The 24,144-nt window shown below is 63.4% G+C and carries 29 protein-coding genes; 19 read left to right on the plus strand and 10 right to left on the minus strand.

Annotated elements, in window-relative coordinates; genetic code table 11:
- On the minus strand, positions 1–432 hold a 432-nt coding region (locus AArcSt11_RS13530; RefSeq protein WP_250597831.1), incomplete at its 3' end, for a hypothetical protein.
- Between the two features lie 408 nt (positions 433–840).
- Here AArcSt11_RS13530 and AArcSt11_RS13535 point away from each other — a divergent pair.
- Both AArcSt11_RS13535 and AArcSt11_RS13540 read left to right on the plus strand, forming a co-directional pair.
- Complete coding sequence (locus AArcSt11_RS13535; protein WP_250597833.1) at positions 841–1,524, plus strand: nucleotidyltransferase domain-containing protein; 684 nt, start codon at positions 841–843, stop codon at positions 1,522–1,524.
- Positions 1,525–1,527: 3 nt separating this feature from the next.
- Positions 1,528–2,022 (plus strand): DUF8154 family protein, encoded by a 495-nt coding sequence (locus AArcSt11_RS13540; protein ID WP_250597835.1) that lies wholly within the window; start codon positions 1,528–1,530, stop codon positions 2,020–2,022.
- A gap of 73 nt (positions 2,023–2,095) precedes the next feature.
- On the opposite strand, the gene AArcSt11_RS13545 is transcribed toward AArcSt11_RS13540, so the two are convergent.
- On the minus strand, positions 2,096–3,094 hold the full coding sequence (locus AArcSt11_RS13545) for an AIR synthase family protein (protein ID WP_250597837.1): 999 nt from the start codon (positions 3,092–3,094) through the stop codon (positions 2,096–2,098).
- Positions 3,095–3,259: 165 nt separating this feature from the next.
- On the opposite strand from AArcSt11_RS13545, the gene AArcSt11_RS13550 reads away from it, so the two are divergent.
- The 4 genes from AArcSt11_RS13550 to AArcSt11_RS13565 are packed head-to-tail and all read left to right on the plus strand — an operon-like array spanning position 3,260 to position 5,183.
- Positions 3,260–3,982 carry a profilin-fold protein gene (locus AArcSt11_RS13550; protein WP_250597839.1) on the plus strand — a complete coding sequence of 241 codons (723 nt, stop codon included), beginning with the start codon at positions 3,260–3,262 and terminating at the stop codon, positions 3,980–3,982.
- 1 nt (position 3,983) lies between these two features.
- A complete protein-coding gene (locus tag AArcSt11_RS13555) occupies positions 3,984–4,340 on the plus strand; it encodes a 2Fe-2S iron-sulfur cluster-binding protein (RefSeq protein ID WP_250597841.1) in 357 nt (118 codons plus the stop codon).
- Between the two features lie 42 nt (positions 4,341–4,382).
- Positions 4,383–4,694 carry an ASCH domain-containing protein gene (locus AArcSt11_RS13560; protein WP_250597843.1) on the plus strand — a complete coding sequence of 104 codons (312 nt, stop codon included), beginning with the start codon at positions 4,383–4,385 and terminating at the stop codon, positions 4,692–4,694.
- 57 nt (positions 4,695–4,751) lie between these two features.
- The gene (locus tag AArcSt11_RS13565; RefSeq protein ID WP_250597844.1) at positions 4,752–5,183 is read left to right on the plus strand and encodes a universal stress protein; all 432 of its coding nucleotides are present in this window, start codon (positions 4,752–4,754) and stop codon (positions 5,181–5,183) included.
- Positions 5,184–5,194: 11 nt separating this feature from the next.
- On the opposite strand, the gene AArcSt11_RS13570 is transcribed toward AArcSt11_RS13565, so the two are convergent.
- Positions 5,195–5,734 carry a purine phosphoribosyltransferase family protein gene (locus tag AArcSt11_RS13570; protein ID WP_250597846.1) on the minus strand — a complete coding sequence of 180 codons (540 nt, stop codon included), beginning with the start codon at positions 5,732–5,734 and terminating at the stop codon, positions 5,195–5,197.
- A 62-nt stretch (positions 5,735–5,796) separates the two neighbouring features.
- Positions 5,797–6,780, minus strand: a complete 984-nt coding sequence (locus AArcSt11_RS13575) for a DMT family transporter (protein WP_250597849.1) — start codon at positions 6,778–6,780, stop codon at positions 5,797–5,799.
- A 195-nt stretch (positions 6,781–6,975) separates the two neighbouring features.
- On the opposite strand from AArcSt11_RS13575, the gene AArcSt11_RS13580 reads away from it, so the two are divergent.
- Both AArcSt11_RS13580 and AArcSt11_RS13585 read left to right on the plus strand, forming a co-directional pair.
- A complete protein-coding gene (locus AArcSt11_RS13580; protein ID WP_250597851.1) occupies positions 6,976–7,770 on the plus strand; it encodes a helix-turn-helix transcriptional regulator in 795 nt (264 codons plus the stop codon).
- Positions 7,767–8,465 (plus strand): DUF429 domain-containing protein, encoded by a 699-nt coding sequence (locus AArcSt11_RS13585; protein WP_250597853.1) that lies wholly within the window; start codon positions 7,767–7,769, stop codon positions 8,463–8,465. Before AArcSt11_RS13580 ends, AArcSt11_RS13585 begins: the two co-directional genes overlap by 4 nt.
- 44 nt (positions 8,466–8,509) lie before the next feature.
- Here AArcSt11_RS13585 and AArcSt11_RS13590 read toward each other — a convergent pair whose 3' ends face one another.
- On the minus strand, positions 8,510–10,324 hold the full coding sequence (locus AArcSt11_RS13590) for an L-aspartate oxidase (RefSeq protein WP_250597855.1): 1,815 nt from the start codon (positions 10,322–10,324) through the stop codon (positions 8,510–8,512).
- A gap of 109 nt (positions 10,325–10,433) precedes the next feature.
- Here AArcSt11_RS13590 and AArcSt11_RS13595 point away from each other — a divergent pair, with 109 nt between their 5' ends.
- From AArcSt11_RS13595 to phnE, 5 genes are all read left to right on the plus strand, one after another.
- On the plus strand, positions 10,434–10,664 hold the full coding sequence (locus AArcSt11_RS13595) for a hypothetical protein (protein ID WP_250597857.1): 231 nt from the start codon (positions 10,434–10,436) through the stop codon (positions 10,662–10,664).
- A 38-nt stretch (positions 10,665–10,702) separates the two neighbouring features.
- Positions 10,703–11,167 (plus strand): hypothetical protein, encoded by a 465-nt coding sequence (locus AArcSt11_RS13600; protein WP_250597858.1) that lies wholly within the window; start codon positions 10,703–10,705, stop codon positions 11,165–11,167.
- A gap of 75 nt (positions 11,168–11,242) precedes the next feature.
- On the plus strand, positions 11,243–12,151 hold the full coding sequence (locus AArcSt11_RS13605; RefSeq protein ID WP_250597859.1) for a phosphate/phosphite/phosphonate ABC transporter substrate-binding protein: 909 nt from the start codon (positions 11,243–11,245) through the stop codon (positions 12,149–12,151).
- 4 nt (positions 12,152–12,155) lie between these two features.
- Positions 12,156–12,869: a phosphonate ABC transporter ATP-binding protein gene (locus AArcSt11_RS13610; protein WP_250597860.1), complete on the plus strand. Its 714-nt coding sequence runs from the start codon at positions 12,156–12,158 to the stop codon at positions 12,867–12,869.
- Complete coding sequence (gene phnE / locus AArcSt11_RS13615) at positions 12,856–13,710, plus strand: phosphonate ABC transporter, permease protein PhnE (protein ID WP_250597861.1); 855 nt, start codon at positions 12,856–12,858, stop codon at positions 13,708–13,710. Before AArcSt11_RS13610 ends, phnE begins: the two co-directional genes overlap by 14 nt.
- A gap of 27 nt (positions 13,711–13,737) precedes the next feature.
- On the opposite strand, the gene AArcSt11_RS13620 is transcribed toward phnE, so the two are convergent.
- Entirely contained in the window at positions 13,738–15,159 is a 1,422-nt protein-coding gene (locus AArcSt11_RS13620; RefSeq protein ID WP_250597862.1) for an FAD-dependent oxidoreductase, read from the minus strand.
- Positions 15,160–15,409: 250 nt separating this feature from the next.
- On the opposite strand from AArcSt11_RS13620, the gene AArcSt11_RS13625 reads away from it, so the two are divergent.
- Complete coding sequence (locus tag AArcSt11_RS13625) at positions 15,410–16,072, plus strand: HVO_2922 family protein (RefSeq protein ID WP_250597864.1); 663 nt, start codon at positions 15,410–15,412, stop codon at positions 16,070–16,072.
- 28 nt (positions 16,073–16,100) lie between these two features.
- Here AArcSt11_RS13625 and AArcSt11_RS13630 read toward each other — a convergent pair whose 3' ends face one another.
- The 3 genes from AArcSt11_RS13630 to AArcSt11_RS13640 are packed head-to-tail and all read right to left on the minus strand — an operon-like array spanning position 16,101 to position 18,930.
- On the minus strand, positions 16,101–16,445 hold the full coding sequence (locus AArcSt11_RS13630) for a DUF7964 domain-containing protein (RefSeq protein WP_250597865.1): 345 nt from the start codon (positions 16,443–16,445) through the stop codon (positions 16,101–16,103).
- Between the two features lie 39 nt (positions 16,446–16,484).
- Positions 16,485–18,167, minus strand: a complete 1,683-nt coding sequence (locus AArcSt11_RS13635; protein WP_250597866.1) for a hypothetical protein — start codon at positions 18,165–18,167, stop codon at positions 16,485–16,487.
- Positions 18,157–18,930: an ABC transporter ATP-binding protein gene (locus tag AArcSt11_RS13640; RefSeq protein ID WP_250597867.1), complete on the minus strand. Its 774-nt coding sequence runs from the start codon at positions 18,928–18,930 to the stop codon at positions 18,157–18,159. The genes AArcSt11_RS13635 and AArcSt11_RS13640 overlap by 11 nt, the downstream gene beginning before the upstream one ends.
- A 277-nt stretch (positions 18,931–19,207) precedes the next feature.
- Here AArcSt11_RS13640 and pyk point away from each other — a divergent pair, with 277 nt between their 5' ends.
- The 5 genes from pyk to AArcSt11_RS13665 all read left to right on the plus strand — a co-directional run bounded on the left by pyk (position 19,208) and on the right by AArcSt11_RS13665 (position 23,878).
- Positions 19,208–20,971 carry a pyruvate kinase gene (pyk, locus tag AArcSt11_RS13645; RefSeq protein ID WP_250597868.1) on the plus strand — a complete coding sequence of 588 codons (1,764 nt, stop codon included), beginning with the start codon at positions 19,208–19,210 and terminating at the stop codon, positions 20,969–20,971.
- 47 nt (positions 20,972–21,018) lie between these two features.
- Entirely contained in the window at positions 21,019–21,318 is a 300-nt protein-coding gene (locus AArcSt11_RS13650) for a DUF7312 domain-containing protein (protein WP_250597869.1), read from the plus strand.
- A 48-nt stretch (positions 21,319–21,366) separates the two neighbouring features.
- A complete protein-coding gene (locus tag AArcSt11_RS13655; protein WP_250597871.1) occupies positions 21,367–21,999 on the plus strand; it encodes an NfeD family protein in 633 nt (210 codons plus the stop codon).
- Between the two features lie 73 nt (positions 22,000–22,072).
- Positions 22,073–23,215 (plus strand): SPFH domain-containing protein, encoded by a 1,143-nt coding sequence (locus AArcSt11_RS13660; protein ID WP_250597873.1) that lies wholly within the window; start codon positions 22,073–22,075, stop codon positions 23,213–23,215.
- 45 nt (positions 23,216–23,260) lie between these two features.
- Positions 23,261–23,878, plus strand: a complete 618-nt coding sequence (locus AArcSt11_RS13665) for a winged helix-turn-helix transcriptional regulator (protein WP_250597875.1) — start codon at positions 23,261–23,263, stop codon at positions 23,876–23,878.
- Here the strand turns inward: AArcSt11_RS13665 and AArcSt11_RS13670 are convergent.
- Positions 23,875–24,132, minus strand: coding sequence for a DUF7123 family protein (locus AArcSt11_RS13670; RefSeq protein ID WP_250597877.1), 258 nt, complete (start codon positions 24,130–24,132; stop codon positions 23,875–23,877). The two genes, AArcSt11_RS13665 and AArcSt11_RS13670, sit on opposite strands and share 4 nt — an antisense overlap.
- Positions 24,133–24,144 lie beyond the last annotated feature (12 nt).

Here is a 24,144-nt window from a genome sequence, read left to right on the forward strand (position 1 = left end):
TGCAGGCCACTGATCAAGTCCTTCGTATCGTGTAATCTCAAAACTGTATGGTTGGGGATCATCCACGTCCTCATCAAACGTGTAGATACTGAACTCGAGCGTCCCTGTCTCTTCAATCGTACGCCGAGTCCGGTACGTCTCTTCACCTACTGACCCACCAAAGTTTCCACCGCCCCCGCGTGGAAGTGACATGTTAAAACGAGTGCGATTCCGAGCTTCTTTTTCACTCTCTATCTCAATGACATCGCCCTGACTAACCGACATTTCAAATTCGTCTCTGTCATCCGAACTGTTTATTGTACCAGATATCTCCTCACCAGGGCTGATTGTGGTCTTTTGGGCCTGAACCGCTTGGGGGACTGCTCCAGCTGCAAACAGCGTGCTCCCAGACAGTTTTAGTAGGTCGCGCCGGTTGAACGGCAGTTCATTCATCCAATTACCACCTCTGTTCTCGGGACGCGCATCGTCTCGCACTCGGTATCGACACTTCAGAAGCAATCCACACCCGTTTCATGGCAAAAACATACACCCTTTCCAACTTATTTTTTGGCATAGCTGACATATGTGCACACTTGAGTGAGTGGTCGCAGCACCTGCAAACAACGCAATTCGTCATGCAAGACTCAAGCTCTATGTCTTGCACTGGTCACTTATCGATTGGGGGACAGATCACGATCTCACGTGATAGATCGTTCACCTACTGACCGATGGGTGGCCTCAATCTGGCACCTGCTGAGGAATCCATCAGAGCCCAGTGAACGAATACCGTGGTGGGTGGAAGCGCGAGAGTGAGCGCGCGGGGCACAACACTTTTGCATATCCTGCAATAGTTTGTTTATTATGCAAGAACAGACACGGGTTCTTCTTGATTTCCCCTTCCCGGAAGAACGGGTCTTTCGATACCAGGCGATGCAAGACATCCTCCATCATCTGGTTAACAACCCGTTCGAGGGGTTCACGCAGAAAGAATTAGCGACGATCACTGGCTCCGACGTGTCTTCCGTCTCACGATCTGTGGAACTCCTCGAACGGATGGGTGTCCTCGATATCGCGACCGGGAAACCAGCACAGATTACGATCGACCAAGATCATATCACCGGATCTGACCCGCTGTTCACCATCCCACAGCGAGAGTTTCGAAAGCCGGTACAGGCGTTCCTCAATGAACTCACCACGGACATCGGAACCTCTGATGACGTGGAACAGATTGTCGGCGTCATCCTCTTCGGGAGCGTCGCACGCGGTGGAGCTGATCGAAGTAGCGACATTGATCTCCTCGTCATCGTCGAGGGGAATCTTACGTACGGGCGTCGCCTCGTTTCCCAACTCGCCAGAGATCTGGAGGAACGAACGTTCCAGGGAGAACGCTACCAGTTCGAGGTGCTTGTCGAAAACTCCGAGTCTGCCGCATCTCACGGAGTACCGTTACGGGACATCTTCGATGAGGGAATTGTCCTGGAGCGAACTGACGCTCTGGAGGACGTTCGAGACGCGGTCTATGAAACCGAACGAGGAGGCGAGTAACCGATGCCGATCACGCTTGATGATGTTGAGCCGGAACTCTCGGATGCGGAGACAGCGTTCCGTCACGGCGGTCAAGAATCGGAGGTCGGACTTGAGGTCGCTGACGCGGGACTTGTTCAACTTCGCAAGGCCTGTCGATCGCTATCGGGTGCAGACCAACTACTGACAGATGGCTACTACACGCTGGCGATCGAAGCAGTGTTCACGTCCATCGAGAAGACGTTCATGTTTTGGCTAATCCACGAGGGGCATCAGGATCCGGCGAACCCACCACAGTCACACACAACTGCGATCAATCGAAGCGCAGAAGCTGGATTCATCAGTGAAGAAGTCGCGTCTCGACTCGATGACCTCTGGACCGAAAACCGTGCACAGACGTACTATCAAGACGGGATGCCTACCCAGGAGCGTGCGGAGACCATGTTGACACTGTCTACTCGAATCCATAGGCAAGTAGTCCATCTGGCCAGCCAATCTCACGAGTGTATCTGCGATTGAGTGTTACCTCGCGTACGGTGGCCCGGTGAATCATCTTCTCACGGTGATAGGCTACTTTTTTATTAGAGCACCCTCACTCCCACAGTTCGTACAGCGCCTCGCGTGCCGGTTCGTCGAAGCGCTCCCCATCGAGTACGAGTGCGGGTTCGTCGGCCGCCCGAACCGTCCCGATCTCTGCCGCCTCAATCCCGGCATCGGCGAGCGCGGCCAGCGCGTCCGCGACGTCCTCCTCGGGGACCGTCGCCAGCGCGGCTCCGGAGCCAAAGGAATGCAGTGGGTCGACGTCCATCGCGGCACAGAGCCGGGCCGTCTCCTCGCGGATCGGAATGGTTGCCGAGTCGACAACCAGTTCGACCCCCGACGCCGCAGATAGCTCGATCAGCCCGTCGAAGACGCCGCCCTCGGTCGGGTCGTGCATCGCAGTCGCGTGCTCGCGCAGAACTCGGGCGTCGGGGACCACGCTGAGATCATCGAAAAAGTCCGCCGCCCGGTCGACCGTTTCGGCCGAGACGCCCTCCAGATCCTCGCGGAAGTCGGTCGCCAGAATTGCAGTCGCCTCGATCCCTGCACCCTTCGTCAGGACGATCCGATCGCCCGGTTTCGCGCCGCTCGTCGGGACTTCCCGGTCGGTCCTGCCCATCGCCGTCATCGAGAGCAGCGGCCGGTCGAGCTGGTCGACGTACTCGGTGTGGCCGCCGACGATCGAGACGTCGAGGTCGCTCGCCTCGCGTTCGACGTCCGCCATGATCGTCTCGACGCGGTCGTCGCTTCCCGCGCTGCCCGCCACAGCCTCTCCATCGCCAGCCTCGCTCGGCACCAGGAGGACGGCGGTCAGGAACTCCGGATCCGCGCCGCCGACCGCCACGTCATTACAGGCGACGTGGACGCCGAGCGTGCCGATCCGTTCGGCCGCCAGCGATATCGGATCCGAGGAGACGATCAGCCGGTCGTCGCCGAGGTCGATCGCCGCGGCGTCCTCACCATAGGCCGGCCCGACGAGGACGTCCTCGCCAAGCCCGCCCGTCCGGCCAAGCACCGCCGCCAGCGCCTCGGGATCGAGTTTGCCACCCATCGAGTGAGAGTCGACAGGCCACGCCCTTGGCAGTTCCGGCACGGAGGAATCAGGTCGGCCCGCCGGTGGAGTAGTCGGGCCAGCGCCCCGGCGACGTACCCGGGACAGCCTCGCCATGGCACGTCCGTCCGAACCTGTTTTGACGGTCGGACACTACCATCGCGTATGATCGACCTTGCCGCGCTCGACGTTGCCGACCCCGAGGAAGCAACACGCCAGCGCGACGACCTCGTCGAGCGGATCCGCGATCACGCCGGGACGATTGCCTACCAGCTCGCCAAGTTTCAGGGCGGCGACTACGGCCAGCAGAGCTTCGAGACCGATCGCGGGACGTGGACGGTCAAGTACGAGGCCGGTGACCTGCAGTACCTCCGCTTCGAGGGCGGCCGCGGGCTGGAGGTGTACGTCGTCTCGACGAAGCAGCCGCCAGAGCCGGAGAAACTGGCGACGGCACTCGAAGACTACGAGGCATTCGTCGCGTCGTACAACGAGTACGTCAGGTCGCTCGACGGGCTGCTTGACGACGTAGACCCGGAGTATCCCGAGATCGAGACGACCGAGGGCATCGTCGCCGAGCGGGACCGGCTGTTGAACCGGGTCGAGGAGGCCTGTGACCTGATCGCCGGTGAGCTCCACCGGTACGAGGGCGGCGACTACGGCACCTTCACCACGCGGGTCGACGGGACGCGCTGGGAACTGAAATGGGACACCGACGGCGTCTCCTACCTGCGCGCCGGTGGGTCGGGCGGCGTCTACCTGCTCTCCCAGTACGAACCCCCATCGGCTGCGGACGTCCGAAAGTACGCGCCGATGGTTGCGGGCGTGATCGAGGCGTACAACGAGCACGTCGCCGAGCTCGAATCCGATCTGGCGACCGTCTCGCTGTGAGATGGGGCGAGACGCCGACGGCTCCGAGACGGTCCAGCTCACAGTCCACACCGAGGGCGAGGTCCACGAGTTCGAGGTCAGGCGCGGGCGGAACCTCCGGAACGCACTGCTCGATCGTGGGCACTCGCCGTACACCGACCTGACGAGCAGCCTGAACTGCGGGGGGCGCGGCATCTGCGCAACCTGTGGCGTCCGGATCGCCGACGGTGAGCCATCGCCCGAGCACTGGCACGATCGTGCCGCCGACCGCTTTGGCTATCCCCGGCTCTCCTGCCAGATCACCGTCGAGGAACCGATGACGGTCGCACTGGTCGACGACAAGCGCGTCTGGGGTGGACGGGCGGCCGACGGTGAGTAGCTCCGGCGGAACGCTTTCGGCCGACGAGTCCAACAGATAGCTATGGCAGAGATCGACGCCGGAACGATACTCCCGAGTGACCGGATGCGTCAGCAGGCACTCGCGGGTGAGGTCACACAGATCCACCGCGGGCAGGCCTACGCGGAGGAAGGGGACAGCTTCACGATCGAGGACACGACCTTCGAGATCACAGCAATCGAGGAGCGACGGCTGGGGGACATGACCGACGAGGACGCCCGGGCGGAGGGCGCTGCGGATCTCGACCAGTACAAATCGATCCTCCAGCGAGCCCACGAGAACTTCGAGTGGGACGACGATTCCGAGATCGTGCGCCACGCGTTCGAGCCACGGTAGGGCCAACGACGCGAAAACCGTAAACGGTGTGTATCGACCGCCGAAAGTACAGGTACGATGTACAGCGACATCCTGGTCCCGACCGACGGCGGCGCGTCGGTCGAGACGGTGCTCGAACACACGACCGATATCGCAGACGAAGATTCGACGACCGTCCACGTCCTCTATGTCATCGACGACGGGGCGTTTCTGACGCTGCAAGAGGAGATGAAAGCCGAGGTACTGGAGGACCTCCAGTCGGAGGGTGAACGGGCCCTCTCGGAGGTTGCCGACTCACTCGACGACGCAGGCTACAGGGTCGAGACCGCGATCCGGCGCGGCTCGCCCGCCGAAACGATCGTCTCGTACGTCGACGACGCCGATATCGACCTCGTGACCATGGGTACACAGGCCGACGAGTTCACAGAGAACATGCTCGGAAGCACGTCCCAGAAAGTCGTCACGAAATCGCCTGCGCCGGTGCTGACCGTCAACGTCGCCGAGGAGTAGACTCGTCTTCGCTAGTGAACCGTGACCTCGCCGTCCTCGATACTGATATCGACGAGGCTGGTCACGTCGAACTCGTCGAGGCCGGGCTGGTCGAGCTTTCGGATCACGACACCGATGTCGACGACGTCCGCGCCGAGCTCGTCGAGCGCGGTACAGACCGCGCCGAGCGTCCCGCCGGTCGCAAGCAGGTCGTCGATCACGAGCACGCGGTCGCCCGCCTCGACGTCGTTGATGAACAGTTCGGCCTCGTCGTAGGCGCTCGTCACGTCGAGGGGGACCTCACCGTCGAGTCCGTATTCACGTTTTCGCACCACGACCAGCGGGATGTCCGTCTGCAGTGAGAGGGCGGTCGCGACGTGGATCCCGGTCGCCTCGGGGGCGACGATCTTGTCGACCTCGAGGTTGGTTTCACGCATCAGACCGATGACGGCCTCGCGCAAGAGTCCGGGATCGAGCATCGGGATGCCGTTGCTGATCGGGTGGACCAGATACTCGTAGCCGTCCTGATCGACGATAGGTGCCTCGTGTAGCGACGCTTCGAGCCGTTCCATGGCCGTGAGTACGGCGAACGGGTGCAAAAGCCGTTCGTTCCCTGCCGGTGGACAGAGCCCACTCAGTCGGCCTTCTCGCCGCGGATGTCGTCGAGTGAGACGAACTGTTCGGCCGTCGAGCGACGCCGCGTCGCTCTAACCGGGAGATACCGCCGCAGGTCGACCGACTCGCTCCCGAGGACGGCGAACCCGGCGAAGATCACGAGAAAGCCGACGACCGTCAACGTCGAGATCGTCTCGCCGAGCAGCGCCCAGCCGCCGACCGTCGAGACGGCTGGAACGACGTAGAAGGCGAGGTTCGCGTGGATCGCACCGGCCGAATCGATCAGGCCGAAGTAGGCAACGTAGGCGAGCGCGCCAGCAAAGAGGGCGACGTAAGCAAGCGCCAGTACGGACTCGGGCGTCCAGACGATCTCGGACATCGATTCGCCGCTGGCAACGCTCAGTACGTGCGTGAGCGCGGCAGCGAACGGCAGTCCCCACGCAGTTCTGACCGTACTGGAAAGCGTCCCGCCGGCCCTGCGGATCGACACCGCCCCCAGCGCGCCGCTGACCGCGGCGGCAAAGAGGACCGCCTGACCGAACAGTCCGCCGCCAAGCAGCAGGTCCGGTGAGGGGCCGACCACGAGCACGACGCCGCCGAGACCGAGCAGCAGGCCCGCCGCACCGCGAGCGGAGAGTCGTTCGTCGGAAAGTAACAGTGCGGCAAAGACCGGCGTCAGGATCGGGTTGAGGCTGAACATGATCGCGGCCACGGCGCTGGTGGCGTACTGCTGGCCGACGAAGATCAGGGCGTTCGTCAGGCCGATCGCGAGCACGCCGGTCGCGAGGATCCCCGCGATATCGCCGCGAGTGCGGGGGACGAGCTCGGCGCGCGACCGTGTCAGCAGGACGTACCCGAGCAGGACGATCGCGGCGATGTCGAACCGGAGCGCAACGAACGCAAGCGGGGGGAAATACTCCAGTCCCGCCTTTGCCGCGACGAAGGTTCCGCCAAAGAGGAGACTCGACGCCACGAAGAGGACGGCAGTGCGCCGATCTACCACGGGGGAGTACTCACCCAGTTGCGTGCGCCGCGGAGTGTCGAGACCATCTTGCTCACACGTACGAGCCGGAGGATTATAATGTCATTTAGAAAATATTTCGGGGTGACGAACTCGCGCACGTCTCGGTATCGGTTCGGAGCCTGCAACGGTTTCAGGGGACGAAAACGGTTTATCGCGCCACCGCCGAAAGCGGGTATGGAATCGGCACTCGAGGAGATCGAGTTCCTCGCGCTCTCGGAGAACAGGGTCCGGGTGCTTCAGTGTCTCGCCGAGGAGCGTCGGACCCGGTCGGAGCTGGCCGCCGAAACCGGCGCGTCACAGGCGACGCTGAGCCGCGTTCTTGGTGATTTCGAGGAGCGCTCGTGGATCGTCCGTGACGACGGCGAGTACGTTGCCACCGCGACGGGACGGCTCCTCGCCGATGGCTTTACGGATCTACTGGAGATAGTCGAGACCGAGGGCGAACTGAGAGAGATCGTAGAGTATCTGCCGACACACGCGATGGACTTCGATCTGCAGCGACTGGCCGACGCGCGGATCACGGTCCCCTCCCAGACCCGGCCGAACGCCCCGCTCAGGCGGCTACTCGATCTGCTCCGGGACAGCGAGTCGGTCAGGGCGTTCTCCCACGCGTTCAACGAGGGAAGTCTCCGCGTCGTCGAGGACCGTGTCACTGCGGGAGACCAGCAGTTCCGTGCCGTCCTCTCGCGCAGCGCCGTCGAGGCGGTGGCCGACGACGACGAGCTCCGGGATCGGCTACAGCGTATTTTACGGACCGACGGGGCGTCGATCCGGCTCCGCGAGGAGGGGATCCCGCTGGCCGTGACGATCGCCGACGAGACGGTTCATCTGCTCTTGCGCGACGAGAGCGGTGTCCTGCAGGCCTCGCTCGATACGGACGATCCGCAGGTCCGCTCGTGGGCCGACGACACCTACGATCACTACTGGCGGACGTCCACGCCCCTGGAGCCGGCCGACCTCGACACATGACGGTGCTCGGCATCGACGCCTGTCCGAGCGGGTGGGTCGCGGGAGTCCACGACGGGGCGGGACTCCGCGTGGCCCGGTACGACGACATCGAGGCGCTCTGGGCCGATCACGCGGATGCCGAGCGCCTGCTGATCGACGTCCCGATCGGCCTCCCGGAGTCGGGCCGACGAGCCTGTGACGAGGCGGCACGCGAGCTGCTCGGCGACCGGCGCTCCTGTGTGTTCTACGCCCCTGCTCGCGCAGTCCTTGCGGCGGACAGCTACGAGGAGGCAAACGAGCGTAACCGCGAGCACACCGGACACGGACTCTCGGTGCAGAGCTACAACATTCTCCCGGGTATCAGGGAGGTCGCGCACTTTCTCGACGAACACAGGACACCACGAGAGCGCGTGATCGAGTGTCACCCGGAGCTCTGTTTCGCCGCCTTCGCCGGTGGAACGCCCGTTCCGGACTCGAAACACACCGAGGCGGGCCGGACGAGCCGTCGGGAACTGCTCCGCGCCGAACTTCCGGGAAGCGACGCGGCCTACGAGGGCGCGCTCGGTGCGTACTACCGCAAGGACGTGAGCCGTGACGACGTGCTCGACGCCCTCGCGCTGACTGCCGCCGCACGCGAGGAGACGCTGGAGTCGGTGCCGGATGGGCGGGACCACCGCACCGATCGGCAAACGATCGCGTATCCGGTACCGCGCTGACCGCGAGACGCGACCGCCTGCCTCTTCAGGCGCGACAGTACCGGCTACTCGAGATGGTGGTAATCCAGCTCGTACCCCGCTTCGATCGCCTCCTGGACCTGTTCGCTGGGCTCGGGGACACCGCGGGTCCGTAGTTCGAGCCCCGTATCACCGGCGTCGACGAGGACGTTGCGCCGCCAGCTCGGGTCGACCTCGGGGTAGTCGGTCCGGTAGTGTGCGCCGCGGGACTCCTCGCGCTCCAGCGCGCTCCGGAGGAGGGCCTCCGCGAGCGTGAGGCTAAAGGAGAGGTCGACCGCGAACTCGAAGTCGCGACCGGTCAGGCCGCCCTCCACGCGAAGGTCCTCAGTTCGCTCGCGAATCGACGCGACTGCGTCGAGGCCTTCGCGGAGCATCTCGGCGTCCCGGAGAATCCCGGCGTGCTCCCAGAGCACGTCCCCGAGGTCGTCGAGCAACTCCCGTGGCCGGTCGGTGCCGTCCGCGGCTTCGAGCCCCGCCAGTGACCGGAACTCCCGTTCTGCGAGTGCCCGGGCAGTATCCGGCAGCTCCGTCCCGTCGCCGACTTGCGCGGCAACGTGCTCGCCGACGAGTTTCCCGATCGCGACCGTCTCGGCCAGCGAGTTGCCCCCGAGCCGGTTCGCGCCGTGGACGCCAGCGACCGTCTCGCCGACGGCGTAGAGGCCCTCGACACCTGTCTCACCGGTCTCGAAGTCGATATCGACGCCGCCCATCGAGTAGTGGGCGGTCGGGGCGACCTCCATCGGCTCCTCGGTGATATCGACGCCCAGCTCGGCAAAGCGCTCGTGCATCCGCGGCAGCCGATCTTTGACATACTCGTCCTCCCGGTGAGAGATGTCCAGATAGACGCCGCCGTTCTCGGTCCCACGCCCCTCGCGGACCTCCTGTGCGATCGCCCGGGCGACCACGTCGCGGGCGTCGAGCTCCATCTGGTCGGGCGAGTACCGCTCCATGAACCGCTCGCCGTCCGCGTTGTACAGCCGTCCCCCCTCGCCGCGGACGGCTTCTGTGACGAGGCGACCAGCCCAGTCGTCCCCGTAGCGACCTTCGACCATCCCTGTCGGGTGGAACTGGACGAATTCGACATCCATCAGCGAGGCCCCTGCTTCGAGTGCTAGCACTGCCCCGTCACCGTTGTTCTCGTCGTCCCGCGATGAGTGGCGGTTGTACAGCGCCGAATACCCACCTGCGGCGAGCACGACGTGGTCGGCCTCGAACAGGACGAACTCGCCCGTCTCCATATCGTATCCGGCTGCGCCGTGGACCGCTCCGCCATCCGAGAGCAGACGAGTGACCATCACGTTCTCCCGGTAGGGGATCGACAGCTCCTGGGCCTTCGAGACCAGCGCGTCGAGCATCGCCTCCCCCGTGCGGTCGCCGACGAAACAGGTTCGCCGGAACGACTGTGCGCCGAAATACCGCTGGTTGATCCGCCCGTCCTCGGTTCGGTCCAGCCCCATCCCCCACTCGTCGAGTTCGTGGATCCGATCGGGCATCTCGCGGGTCGTCAACTCGACTGCCGTGGGATCGTTGATGAAGTGGCCCTCGTCGAGCGTATCGGCGGCGTGAATCGTCCAGTCGTCCGCCGGATCGAGCGATCCCAGCGCCGCGTTGATGCCCCCGGCGGCCCACGTCGTGTGCGCGTCGCCGTGATCGCGTTTCCCGATCACTAGCGGCTCGACGCCCGCCTCGGCGAGTTCGATGGCGACGCGAGCGCCGGCCGCCCCCGCACCAACGACGAGTACTGGCGTCCGCACCGTCTCGTACTCGACGGACTGGTCGTCTCCTGACGCTTGCGGTCCGGTCGTCGTTCCGCCCTCCTCGCGCGGTGGTAGCTGTGTCATCGCTATATTTCAGGACCAGAGAAGGATAAGCTTCACGCGCGTGCGCGCGAGACGGGCAGGAGCGGTGTCAGCACAAGCTACAATTCCTCGCCGCCCCGAGCTACCACCGATGCGAACGAGAACTACCCTGCTCCGGATCGGTTCCCTCGGCGCGATGCTGGTCGGCGTCGTCCACCTTCTGGTTCCCGACCGACTGCTGGCGATTGCCGGATGGGGCTACGATCGCCTGCTCGCCGTCGATTTCGATCCCCGCGACGATGCGACGACACGGGTGCGACTCGTCGGCGTCCTGTTCCTGCTCGCTGGGGCAGTTCTCGCTCGTGTTGGCGCGGATACCTGAACCATCAGAACAAAGATGGATCCAACCCACTCACGGATATGGAGCCGTCTCTCGCCACGCTGACAGTACCGTTGCAGTTCGCGTTCGGCGTCCTCGCGGGTCTGCTCGCGACGCTGGCTATGGACCGCGCGATGGGCGCGCTTCCGGAAGGACCAACCCCCCCGTTCGTGGCCGCAGCCGTCCTGACCGAGACGACACCGCGGGCCGCACCGGAACGGCTTGCGTTTGTCATCCACTACCTCGCTGGCGTGTTCACCGGACCGCTGTTCGTCTGGCTCTTGCTCACGAGCGAGGGGCTGTTCGGCAGGGGCGTCACGGCGACGCTCGTCGCTGCCGGAGTCCTCTACGCCCTGATGGTCGGCTTCTTCGTGCTGATCCCGCTGGCTCAGGTCGATCTGCACCCCAATCGTCGATCGACAGTCGGCAGGGACTGGGCACTCTCGGCGGCCGTCTACGTTGCGGTGCTGGTTCCGGTTGTCTCCGTCGTGTTCGTACTGCTCTGATCGGATCTCCAATCATCGTTGATTATACCGCGTGGTATTCGCCAGTGTTATCTCTCGGTGCTACCGAGTGGTGGTATGAACCGACGCACGTATCTGGGGACGGTCGCTGCCGGCGCAGTTGCCGGTGTCGCTGGCTGTCTCGGGACTGGTGAGGAGATCGACGCGGACGAGTACCCCGTTGCTGCCTGGGCGGACGGCGAAATCGAGTTCGGACTGCCGCCGTTTCAGGACGCCGAGGAGCTACAGCGAAACTACGGCGGCACGTTCGAGTGGCTCGAAGAGGGCTTCGACGAGCTAACCGTCGAGGGGACGCCGACGACCGACTACAGCGCGGTCGTCGAGAGCGTCCTCCAGGGCCACACCGAGATCGCGAACCTCTCGCCGATCATCTTCTCGCTGGCGATGGACGACGGCGTCCATCCGCTGGCGATCAACTGGTCTCACGGCTCCGACGCCTACCACACCTACATCGCGACGCGAGCCGAGACGGATATCGAGACGGTCGACGATCTCGAAGGCAAGACCATCGGGATGGTCGATCCGTTCTCGGCCAGCGGCGGAATCTTCCCGCGCTACACGCTCTCGGAGGCCGGTCTCGACGCCGGAACGGTCGAGACGGAGCCGGATGACTTCGACATCGACTGGGCCGGCGGCCACGACTCCGCGCTGCGAGTGCTCGAAGAGGGCCACGTCGACGCCGCAGCCTACGGCGACTTCCAGCACCCCGACGACGACGATATCGTGAAGATCGCCGAGAGCGACCCGATCCCGTTCGACGTCGTCACCGCGACGCCCGACACCCCCGACGATGTCGTCGCGGCACTCCGCGAGCGCATCCAGGCGACCCCCGACGAGTATCTCGAAGAGCACCGCGTCGACCAGTACGGCGAGTACGACGCGAGCCTGTACGAGCAGGTCCGCGAGATCGCCGAGGAGATGGGCGTCGACGTCGACACCCTCGACGAGGCCGAAAGCGACGACTGAGCCTGTGACCCTCTCCGTCCAGCGGCTCACGAAGCGGTACGACGACGACGTCGCCGTCAGTGACGTCTCGATGACGCTCCCGGACGGCGAACTGGCCGTCCTGGTCGGGCGTTCCGGAGCGGGCAAGACGACACTCCTTCGCTGTCTGAACGGATTGGAACAGCCCGATGAGGGGACGGTGTCGCTGGACGGCTCCACGGCCGCAGTGACCGATATCGCGCTCGTCTTTCAGGCGGGCGCGCTGCTCGACTCCAAATCCGCACTGGAGAACGTGCTCGACGGCTCGCTCGGGCGTGAACCGGCCTGGCGGGAACTGGTTGGCTGGCACGCTCCGGCGACAAAACGCGCGGCGATCGAACGGCTGCACGCAGTCGGCCTCGACGGCTACGCCGACCGGCCAGTGCGGACGCTCTCGGGCGGCCAGCGCCAGCGCGTGGGGATCGCCCGCGCACTCCAGCAAGAGCCCGCGGTCTTGCTTGCGGACGAACCGGTGGCCAGTCTCGACCCGGCGACGGCCGAATCCGTCCTCGAACGGCTCGGAGCGGTAGTTCGTGACCACGATCTGGCCGGACTCGTCAGCCTGCACCAGCCCGACCTGGCCCGGGGGATCGCGGACCGGTATCTGGGCCTTGCCGACGGCGAACTCGTCCTCGACGCCCCCGCCGAGGACGTCGACGCCGACCGGATCGCGGAGGTGTACGACCGTGGCATCCGATGAGCTCGCCGTCGAGGACGAGTTCGAGCGGATCCAGCAACAGTGGCGACGCCGGAGTGCACTGCGGCTCCTCGCTTTCCTTGCACTACTCGCTGGCTTCTACGCGACGACACGCTGGCTCGGCTTCGATCTCGCCTATCTGTGGGCCCATCGGGAGAACCTCCGGTCGGTGCTGATAGAGGAGATGCTGTTGCCCGGCCCGCTCTGGGAGCAACTGGTCGCGGACGCGCCACAACTCCTGCCTGCGGCCGCCGAGACGCTCGGTATCGCTGCGGCGGGGACGGCGATCGGGCTTCCGCTCGCGTTTGTTCTGGGCGTGCTGGCCGCGAGCAACGTCACGCCGCGATACGTCCACGCGAGCGTCCGGCTCTTCCTCGGCGGCGCGCGCGCCATCCCGAGCATGGTGTATGCCCTGCTGTTCGTCGTGCTGGCCGGTCTGGGGCCGGTCGCCGGGACGCTCGCGATTGCTGCGGGGACCATCGGCGATCTCGGCCGACTGTTCGCCGACGAGATGGAAGAGATCGACCGCGGGCCCGTCGAGGCCGTGCGTTCGACCGGCGCGAGCTTGCTGGCGACGACCTCGGCCGCACGGCTCCCACAGGTGTCGACCGCGTATCTCGCGTGGACGCTGTTCTATCTGGAAATCAACGCACGCAAAAGCACCGTCCTCGGGATCGTCGGCGCTGGCGGGATCGGCTATCCGCTCATCATGGCCTTCCGGGCGCGCAACTACACCCGCGTGATGGCCGCGATTATCGTGATCCTCGTGCTCGTCGTGGGCGTGGAACTCGTCGCCAACCGGTTGCGGGATCGGTTTGGCCTCGACCGCGAGCGGGCGAGCTAGCCCGATGCCAGCACAAAACGATCTGTCTCAGTCGTCGGTCGCTGCGGCGTCACCGGCGGCCTCGGCATCGCTCGTTTCGGACGCACTGGGGCCATCAACCGCGCTCGCGTCGTCGACACGTGGGAAGTTGCCGATGGTCTCCGCACGGAACGCTTCCTCGTCGAACTCGTACTCGCCGTCGAGGAACTCCAGAACGGTATGGGTGTCCCGCATGGCGTTTTTCAGGCAGGTCGAGGCACCCGGCGAGGGCGTGATGTTGAAGATGACGTCGTCGCCGACGATCTTTGCCTCACCCATATCGAGGGACTTCTCGCTGGTATCGACGATCTGCGGTCGGACCCCACCGTAGCCCTCGGCGCGCTCGATGTCGTCGAGTTCGACGCTCGGGACGACCTTCTGGACGTCCGGCAGGAACTGGCGCGGGCCGACTTCGGGGAGATCGTACAGGAGATTTTCGAGGACGTACGGCAGGAGGATGCGATCGGAAAGAATGTTTGCGTAGCTGAGGAACGACGCGGCGTTGAGACCGAAGACGTCGAGGAAGTCCCCGACCGTCGAGATCCGCCCGCGTTCGAGCGTCGGGACCATCTTCGCCGTCGGACCAAACCGCGTGACGCTCGAATCGTGGACGTCGGCGTCACCGTGGACCGCGGCGAAGGGGAGCTTCTTCATCTGGAGGGTGTAGACCTTGCCGTTGAGCAGGTCGTCCGCGAGGAAGAAACTACCTGCGACAGGGAGCAACGCTTTATCCTCGCCGTAGCCAAGCTCCTGGGCGATCTGGAGGCTGTGCGAACCGGCGGCGACCACCGTAGCGTCACAGTCGAAGCGGCCACCGTCGGTCTCGATCGTGTAGCCGTCCAGCGTCGGCGTGATATCCGTGACTTCGGTGCCGGTATAGACGTCGACAGTAGCTTCTTCTTTTGCCTCCTCGACGAACGATTTTGTCGTCTCGCCGTAGTCGACGACGTAGCCGTCGGGCGTCTGGAGGGCCAGCATCTCCACGTCCTCGTCGCGGCCCTCGACGACTTTCGGCTCGATCTCGGCAATCTTCTCGCGACCGATCGGGCGCAGTTTCGGGAAGAGGTCGCCAAAGCCCTCGTCGTGGTATCGTTCCTCTAGCTCTGCGACTTCTTCCTCACCGACAGCGAGCACCATCTTGCTGCGCCTGGCGTGCATCTCGCTGTCGTCATCGTAGTTTTCGAGATATCCCGCGAGCAGCTCCGCGCCCTCCTTGACTTCTTCGGCCTTTTCGAGAGTGTAGTTCGTCTCGATATCTCCGAAATGGAGCGTCTGGGAGTTGTTGGTGTGATGGGAGTTGATCGCCGCCAGCTCGGATTCTTTCTCGATCAGCGCGATCGAGTCGATATCAGTAAACTTTGCTGTTGTATACAGGAGCGACGCACCACTGATACCGCCGCCGACGATAACGAGGTCGTACTTACCGGTCATATATAGGGTCGTTATTCCCACGACAGCACTCATAGCATATAACTAATGTTCTTTCCGCCGAAGATTCGTTGATTGTCGAACCACACATCGACACGGTACAGGGTATCTTACACGGATTTTCATTGTATTTCATCCCTATGGCCCGTAATGGGAAACCGCGTTCGAGGCCATATTCGTCGATTGTCGGTTTACCCGTCGTAGCCGGTCAGCAGGCACAATATTATGAGAGGCGTCTACAAACAACAGGCGTATGTCGGATACGGATCAGGACGAGTTACTACACGAATCGAGTGCGACACGAAGTCGAAACGGCCTCGCCGCCTTCTTCCATCGGCTCTCGCGTCGACTCGCCCGCGGCGAGCCGGTCCCGGTCGACGAGGAACAGACAGTCACGGTAGCCCCGCCCGAGGAGTCCGATCTGGCCGTCGAGATCGGACGCGATGGCGACCGGCTCAGCCTCGATATCGCGGTCGAGTGGGAGGAAGGCGAGGGGGACGTCGAAACCGATGTACTCGCGAGCAAGGCGACCTTCGAGGTCTACCAGGACAACGCCGAGCAATGGCGCTGGCGACTCGTCCACCGCAACGGCAACATCATCGCCGACGGGAGCGAGGGATACGCGTCGAAACAGAAAGCAACGCAAGGGCTCGAAAGCGTCAAGCGCAACGTCGCCGGCGCGAACGTCGTCGATCAGTCGAAGGACGAACCTGTCGAGACTGATCCAGCAGGCAGTAACGCGACGGCAGAGCTATTCGCCGACAAAGCGGCCAAGTGGCGCTGGCGACTCGTCCACGACAACGGGAACATCATCGCCGACAGCGGTCAGGGATACTCCTCCAAACAGAAGGCAAAGCAGGGGTTACAGAGCGTGAAGACGAACGCGCCGGGCGCACCGGTCGAAACGTCTGACTGAGCACCCCTTTTTACCTCGCCACTCCGGACTACAGTTCGAACTCGGTCTGGGACTGATACTTGCGTTCTGCGGTCTCCTGTGCAACCGCCAGCACTTCCTCGAAGGCGGTATCATACTCCGCCTCACCGTAGGACTGCGAGTACTCGACCGACCAGCCGTCCTCGGGAACCCGTGAGAGATAGCGGATCCGGCCATCTGTCGCGAGCAGAACGTCGTCAGTGTGGTCCTCGTCTGGTCCCGCACGGCCACCCCCGCCACGAACCATGACCACGGTGGCCTCGCGCACGCTATCGCTCGTGTCGAGGGCATCGACGGCATCTGTCGTCAACGGGGCGTCCGGTAGTGATGAGAGGATTCCGTCGTCTTCGTCCATATCAGCATGGTCGACACCAAGCGCCAAGAGGGTACTGGCTCAGTCGAGCCGGTAGCTGTCGACGCGTCGCACCGCAACGACGTACGCGACAGGGACGAGGGCAACCAGCCCCGGCAGCAATACCTGCCCAAGTGTTTCGAGATCGCCCGGTGTGATGTCGAACGGTGCCCAGTCCGTGATGAGGCTGCTCAACAGGAGTCGCATGATCTCGTCGGTAACGCTTGCCGTGGCAAGTACCGAGAGGAACACGAGCAACGTAAAGAGGCTGAACGCGGCCTTGCTCGGAACCGACGCCGACCGGTCGGCCGTGACATCGATCGACGAAAAGCGAGGGAACAGCGCGCCGAGGCCACTCGCGACGATCCCGCCAGCGACGACAGTGGCAACTGCAACCGCACCGATGGATAGCAGTTCGGGTGCCGACCGGTTGCCGATCAGCCCGACGCCGACCGCGCCGAGCAGCGTCACCGGGGCGAGCAGTAACGTCGCGGCGAGGACATGGCCACGGACGACCTCATGTCCGCGAGCGCGGGAGAGCAACAGTGTGGGGAGGGTCGCGCTCTGGTTGCCGAGCACGTTCAGCGGGAACGACGCGCCCGCCGCCCACGCCCCGTAGAGGACGACCAACCAGATGGTGTAGTCGGGGACGGTCCCGGTCGTTACTGCTGACTCAACGATCGGCAGGGTGAGCAGGAGTGGCAGGGCAACGAAGACCAACTGAAGCGGGGCGCGATAGGCCCGCACCAGTAGCATCACGGCGACACCACGCGTGCTGTCACGACGCGTAAGACTCCCAACCAGGGTGTCCAGCCGTTCGACAGCCGTAGTACCGTCGGCTGGCTCGGATTCCTCGGCCGAGCGAGCGTCGTCGGTATACCAGGTGAACGCCCCGGCACGGGCAGTCGCGAGGGCGCTAGCCGGGATGATTACCGCTGCGATCGCCAGGACAGCGAGTGCCCGAACTATCGACGCCTCGGCTCCGGGCGTCGTGACCAGTGCGAGGTCGGCCAGCCAGCCGACCGGGGTCGCCTCGATCGCCTCGCCAGCAGTATCGAGGAGCCGGTTGAGTTCGCCCGAGAACACGAGCCAGGCGTAGCCGACGACGACGACAGCGCCGAGGACCGGTTTCAGGTCGGAAAGGCGTTTGGAGCGTCGTATTGCACCCTTGGCCGCGAGACCGATCGGATAGCCGACGAGCGCGGCCGTGACCAGCAGCGTCACGCCAGCGACGACCGCACCGATTACGGGGAACGGGGAACCGACTCCTGCGGACAGGCCCACCCCGCCGACGACAAAGGCCGGGAGCACGAACGGCGCGAACCAGACTGCAGCGTTCACGAGCAGTCCCCCAGCGACATCCTTGGGTGGGCGGACCGTCAGTACGCCCGCGGCGTTGTCAATCTCGCCGTCCGAGCCGATTCCGGTCACAACGGCGATCACGACAGTGAATAGCCAGAACCCGGCAACGACAGTTGCTGCGGGGGCGACAGCGTCGGCCTCGCCCGCCGCAAGTGCCGAGCCGACGTCTCGCGTAATGTCGTACACAAGGGGTAATACGAGCAGGATTCCGAGCAGTCCGAGTCCAACCAGCGCCAGCCAGACGTCCTGCTGGCGGAGCTTTCGCCATCCGCGGCGAAGCTCCGTGATGCCGATCAGCAGGCTGATCCGTGGCGTGGGAAACCGACTGTACCGACTCCCCTCGCGTGGGCGCTCACTCCCCATTGCCCATCCCTGCCGGTTCGGCAGCCCCCGCTTCGTCCTTCCGGGTGACCTCCAGAAACGCGGTTTCGAGATCGGCGCTCTCGGCGGACTCAGCACGTCGTTTCAGCTCCGCGGGCGTCCCCTCCGCGACCAGCCGCCCGTCGTCAATGACACCCACGGTGTCAGCGAGCTCGTCGACAACCGGAAGGATATGTGTCGAGAGAAACACGGTCATATCCCGTTCTGCGAGGTCAGCCAACGTATCGCGCATCGTCCGCGCGGCGCGCGGATCCAGACCGCTGGTCGGCTCATCCATCAGCACAACCTCGGGCTCGTGTAGGATCGCACCGATCACGCCGACTTTTTTGCACATCCCGGTCGAGTAGCCGGCAATCCGACGGTCGGCGGCGTCGGCGAGGTCGAATCGCGCCAGCAGTTCCTCGATCCGTGCATCGACGTTGCCCAGTTCGTGCAGCCGGGCTACGTACTGGAGCTGTTCTCGCCCGGTCAACTCGTCAAAAACGGGGGGATCTGCTGGTAGATACCCGATCCGTTCGGTGATTGCGGGTCGGTCCGTGATGTCGACTCCGGCGACGGTTGCGGATCCGCTGGTCGGCATCGTCAGCGTCGTCAGCATTCGCATTGTCGTGGTCTTCCCCGCACCGTTCGGCCCGAGAAACCCGTACACCGATCCCGTCGAGATCGACAACGAGAGATCATCGACCGCGAGCTCTTCGGCATACCGCTTAGTGAGCCCGTCGGCAACGATGGCGTGCTCGGTCATCGTGTGACGCTACTCTTGGGAGGTACTTTTCTACACTCCGAGGGGGTACTGGAGAGCTGTGCACTAGGTGACACTAAACTGAACATATTCACTCGAAACCGACACAATATTAAATAATTTCCGAACGGGAATAGCTCTGGAGCATCCGTCAGTTGTGACAAAACTGAACATACATGATCCGTTTCGAGGAATGTGCTCACGTACAAAAAGTAAATGATCGTTCGGACGCTGAGGCGTAATCATTGCGTTTTTTGATGGGTCCGGCGTAGGTGGGGGTATGAGAAACGCAAAGATTGTCTGTACCATCGGACCAGCCTCGGACTCTCGCAGCATGTTGCGGAACCTCGCGGATGCGGGAATGTCGGTTGCACGTATCAACGCGAGCCACGGGAACCGGGAGGACCGAGCCGATCTGATCGATCGGATTCAGGCCGTCAGTCAGGCGTCGGAAGAGCCGCTCGCGGCGATGTTCGATACCCAGGGCCCGGAGATCCGAACTGCCGATATCGACGGGGCGATCGAACTCGAAACCGGCTCCGAGATCCGCCTGTACGAGGGTGACGATGCGACGCCCGAAGCCGTCGGACTCTCGATCCCGATCACGGGTGTCGACGCCGGGGACACCGTGCTGTTCGACGACGGCCGAATCGAACTCACGGTCACCGAGGTCGATGGCGACGACATCTATGCCGAGGTCATCAGCGGCGGCGAGCTCACGGCTCGCAAAGGTGTCAACGTTCCCGGCGTGGATCTCGAACTGGACGTCGTAACCGAAAAAGATCGCCGCGATCTTGCGCTCGCGGCCGAAAAGGAGGTCGACCTGGTTGCAGCAAGTTTCGTCCGCGACGCCGACGATGTCTACGCTGTCAACGAGGTCCTCGAAGAGCACGGCGCGGATATCCCGATCATCTCGAAAATCGAGCGGGCCGGTGCGGTCGAGAACCTCGACGAAATCATCGAGGCGTCATACGGGATCATGGTGGCCCGCGGTGATCTCGGCGTCGAATGTCCGATGGAGCAGGTGCCAGTCGTCCAGAAACGGATTATTCGGAAATGCCGTGAGGCCGGTGTTCCGGTTATCACCGCGACGGAGATGCTCGATTCGATGGTGCATGCCCGACGCCCCACCCGCGCGGAGTCATCCGACGTTGCCAACGCCGTCCTCGACGGTACTGATGCGGTGATGCTCTCCGGTGAAACGGCGATCGGTGACCATCCCGTTCGTGTGGTCGAAGCGATGGATCGGATCGTCCGGGAGATCGAACGGAGCACCGAGTATCGCGAACTCCGCGAACAGCGCGTCCCCACCGCCGACGATACCCGGACCGACGCGCTCGCCCGTTCCGCGCGCTATCTCGCCCGCGACATCGGCGCAAGCGCCATCGTCGCCGCAAGCGAGTCCGGCTACACCGCGCTGAAGACAGCAAAGTTCCGGCCCGGTGTCCCGGTCGTCGCCGCGACGCCAAACGAGGGAGTCCGTCGCAAACTCGCGCTCTCCGGTGGCGTCCAACCTGCTAGCACGACGTTCGTCGAGGAAGGCTCGGATCGACTCATCGAGAACGCCGTACAGTCCGCGATCGATGCCGGTGTGGCGGAGAGCGGTGACACTGTCGTCGTTCTGTCCGGCATGATGACCGAGTTCGACGATGTCCACTCGACGAACCTGCTCAAGGTCCACGTCGCCGCCGAGACGGTTGCATCAGGCCGAGTTGTCGTTGATGGTCGCGTCTCCGGACCAGTCGTTCGAACTGATGACGGTGATCTGTCCGCGGCGCCCGAGGGAGCGATCCTTTCACTCGGCCCCGACTTCGACGGCGAGTTCTCCGGCGACACGGAGAAGCTGGCCGGTATTGTCGATGCTCGACCCGGGCTCACGGGCTATCCGGCCATGATCGCACGCGAACTCGATATTCCGATGATCAGTGGCGCTCCGCTGGGTAATGCAGTCGACGAGCTCGATCGTGTCACGGTCGACGCCGAACGTGGCGTCGTCTACGGCGGGGATATCCTCGAAGCGCGTCGGTCCGTCGTCGATCAGTAGCGATCCGAGAGCCGCGGTCTTTTGTCACTGGAGCGCAAACGACCGGTATGACTGACGGGAGCGGCGAACCGGAGCGTCGGGGCGAGTCCGAGCAGACCCCGGTTGGACCACCGGACGGGCGTGACGACCCATCAGCCGAGTCTCCGGACAGTATCGAAGTCGACGCCGACGAGGAGTGGCGCTTCGGCGTCGACGATGTCGACGAAAACGGTATCGTCAACGAAGGCGGCCGCATCGACACATCGATCGAGCCGGAAACGATCGCCGCCGAAAACGCCGTGTTCGTCGTGCTGGGCGTCGTCATTGCGGTACTGATTCTCGCCAGAACCGTGACCGTGTTCGCGTGAGGGCGGGCCCTGCACAAGTGTTAATCCACCGCAACCCCAATGACGAGTATGGTCTTGCAGGCTATCGATGCGCCGACGCTACTCGTGATCGCAGGGATCATCCTGCTCGTAATGGAAGCGATGGCTCCCGGCGCAAACTTCATCGTCCTCGGCGTCGCCCTGCTGGTGGCGGGATTGCTGGGACTTGCTATCGGCGGCGTGCTCGGCGGGCCCGTCTCGACGCTCGCGCTCGCCGGGATGGTACTCGTGACCGGCGCTATTGCCCTGTTTATCTATCGCGAGTTCGACCTCTACGGCGGTACGGAGGCGGGGCAGACGAGCAACTCGGATTCGCTTACCGGCCAGACCGGCTACGTCACCGAGCGAGTCACGAAACAGAGCGGACAGATCAAACTCGAAGAGGGGGGGTTCAACCCCTTCTATCAGGCCCGCAGTATGGATCAGGAGATCGAAGAGGGGACGGAAGTGATCGTCGTGGATCCCGGCGGGGGCAACGTGCTCACTGTCGACTCGTTTGAGCATCTCGACGAGGACGAGATCGACCGAGCGCTCGCCCGCGACCGCGATCTCGACGAGGAGGGAGGAAAAGCAGGTAATCAGGGCGGCGAACACGAGGATACCGACTCCGCTCCAGTAACCGAGGCGTCCGAGAGCGCCGAGACGGAGCAGGCGACGGAGTGAGGCGCTGTCATTCGTGACTGGTTCGTGACACAAAACGAGAAGTATTTTTACGTCCGGATCCGGTATTATTTATATGGCAGCTACAATTGCCCTGATCGGAATCGGTCCAACGATACTGGTCGGACTCGTCCTGTTGCTTGCGATCGTAACGGTCGCCAGCATGGTCGAGATCGTTGATGCGTACGAAAAACGTGCACTGACGGTCTTTGGCGAGTACCGAAAGCTCCTCCAGCCCGGTATCAACTTCGTACCGCCGTTCGTCTCACGGACGTACGCCTTCGATATGCGTACACAGACGCTTGATGTCCCACGACAGGAGGCGATCACCCGTGACAACTCGCCGGTGACCGCCGACGCCGTCGTCTACATCAAGGTGATGGACGCAAAGAAGGCGTTCCTCGAAGTGGACAACTACAAGAAGGCTGTCTCGAATCTCGCCCAGACCACCCTCCGTGCCGTGCTGGGTGACATGGAACTCGACGACACGCTGAACAAACGCCAGGAGATCAACGCAAAGATCCGCAAAGAACTCGACGAACCCACCGACGAGTGGGGGATCCGCGTCGAGTCAGTCGAGGTCCGCGAGGTCAACCCCTCCAAGGACGTCCAGCAGGCAATGGAGAAACAGACCTCCGCGGAGCGCCGTCGCCGTGCAATGATCCTCGAAGCGCAGGGTGAACGCCGGAGCGCCGTCGAGAAGGCAGAAGGTGACAAGCAGTCCAACATCATCCGCGCGCAGGGTGAGAAACAGAGCCAGATCCTCGAAGCGCAGGGTGACTCGATTTCGACCGTGCTTCGCGCGAAATCCGCCGAATCGATGGGCGAGCGCGCGATCATCGATCAGGGAATGGAGACGTTAGAAGAGATCGGCAAGGGCGAATCGACGACCTTCGTCATGCCCCAGGAGCTCACCTCCATGATCGGTCGTTACGGCAAACACCTTTCGGGCAGCGATGTCCAGCAACAGACCAGCGCGCTGGACAGTCTGGACTTCGACGACGACACCGCCGAACTGCTCGGCCTGAACGACATCGAGGAGATCCTCGGTGAGATCGACGAGGAAGCCGAGATGGATATCGAGGCGATGGAAGAAGAGGCCCAGAAGATCAAGGAAGGCAAGGCCGGTACCGGTATCAAAAGCGCCGACGAAGTGATCGACGAGATGGACGAGGAGATCGAGGAAGGTAACGTCGAACTCGAAGACGAAGCACGGTAACCCACCCGAAGCGGTTTTATTATACAGTCCTCTATACCGCAGTAGATGCCAGAGCGTCCGGTCGACGAGGGTAAGCGCGCAACGTTGCGCCGATTCGCCGCACTCGGAGCCGCCAGCCCGCTCGCCGGGATGGCTGCTGGCTCCGAAGAAGAACGGGAGGGCCGGAGCGAACGCCGATCCGCGATCGAGGGGTACCTTTCAACGACACCGGGCGCTCACTTCTCGAAAATTCGTGACGACCTTCAACTGGGTACCGGCGAGGCCCAGCATCATCTCCGCGAACTCGTCGATTCCGAACGGGTCGAGACCCGCCGGGACGGCGACTACAGGCGGTATTTTCCCGCCGATCGATTTTCCACGTTCGAGCAGGTTGCACTCGGCTATCTCCGACGAGAGACGCCGCGGGGGATGATTATTGAACTACTCCGCGATCCCGATGCGACAGGCAGCACGCTCGCCACGGCGCTCGATGTCTCACAGCCGACGGTGAGCAAGTATGCCAAAAAACTGGAAGAAGCCGGACTGCTCGCACGCGAAGACGGCTACGGAGTCGTCGAACCCGAGACCGTACTGACGCTTGTCGTTCGGTACGCCGACTCGTTCGGGCCGGATGCCCAGACGCTGGCTGCCGACGCGGACGGGCTGATTCGGTTCGACCCCTAGACCGTTACTTTCCAGGTCGTACTCGACGAGTAGCCCCACTTCTCGACGTCGATTCCCACCGAACCCTTCTGGATCGCGGTCATGTTCGCACCGACCTCCTTTGCAGTCATATCCAGGGCCTTGCCGATGTTCCGTGACTTGAAGTAGGTTTTTGTGGCTCCTTTCTCGCGGAGATGTCCCAGAATACGGCGCTGTTTCTCGTTCAGGTCGAGGTCCAGTCCGTCGGCGGCAGTCGTCGCGGCGGTCGTGCTCATATTACAGTACAG

The sequence above is a fragment of the Natranaeroarchaeum aerophilus genome, assembly GCF_023638055.1.
GTDB lineage: Archaea > Halobacteriota > Halobacteria > Halobacteriales > Natronoarchaeaceae > Natranaeroarchaeum > Natranaeroarchaeum aerophilum.